This window comes from Oleiphilus sp. HI0125 (assembly GCF_001635355.1).
In genome coordinates this window covers 1-987 of record NZ_LWGF01000284.1, presented here as the reverse complement: position 1 = coordinate 987, position 987 = coordinate 1, and the positions used below count along the sequence as shown (strand labels likewise).

The window sequence follows — 987 nt, the reverse complement described above, 5'->3', positions numbered from 1 at the left end:
AGGTCCAATCTTGCTCCTCAAACACGCGCTTCATAAAAAGATCTGGAATCCAATTAGCGGTGTTCATATCGTGTGTGCGACGTCTCTCATCCCCTGTATTTTTTCTAAGATCGAGAAAGTCTTCGATATCTAAATGCCAGCTTTCCAAGTATGCACAAACNGCTCCTTTGCGTTTACCGCCTTGGTTCACTGCAACAGCCGTGTCATTTACAACTTTAAGGAACGGCACGACCCCCTGAGACTGGCCATTAGTTCCCTTGATGTGCGCGCCTAGCGAGCGAACATTAGTCCAATCATTACCCAATCCACCTGCCCATTTTGAGAGCAAGGCATTGTCACGCAAAGCGTCATATATACCGCTCAAGTCATCTGGAACAGTGGTCAGATAGCACGATGATAGTTGAGGTCTTAACGTTCCGGAATTGAACAAGGTGGGGGTTGAGCTCATATAATCAAACGATGACAAGAGGTCATAAAATTCAATTGCACGCGCTGTAGGGTCATCCTCATTTAGCGCGAGCCCCATTGCGACTCGCATAAAAAAGGTTTGCGGCAATTCAATACGCGTTTCTTCATGATGAATAAAGTAACGATCGTATAAAGTCTGTAACCCTAAATAGGTAAACTGGTTGTCACGCTCTGGTTTGAGCGCATCGGCAAGCATCTCTATATTGAAGGAATCTAACTTAGAATCGATAAGCTCTTCTTGAATGCCAAAACGGATGCCCGCTTCGAATATTTCAGCATACGCATTACTCGCATCTTCTATCGCAGCAGGCAAGTAAACATTCAATGCCTTACCCACCTCGCTCATTAACGAATCCAACAACAACCTTGCACTAACAAACGAATAATTCGGCTCTGACTCGATCAAAGGTCGCGCAGCCATAATAAGCGCTGTACCAATATCTTCCTCTTTAATGCCGTGATACAGGTTGCGATAGCTCAAATCTAATAAATGATCTGCATCAACGCCTTCAAGGCCTC

At 44.9% G+C, this 987-nt stretch carries 1 protein-coding gene; it reads right to left on the bottom strand.

Annotated features, from left to right (window positions below; genetic code table 11):
* Window positions 1-987, bottom strand: a 987-nt coding sequence (locus tag A3762_RS04015) for a ribonucleotide reductase N-terminal alpha domain-containing protein (protein WP_304439259.1), incomplete at both ends; no start/stop codon positions are given.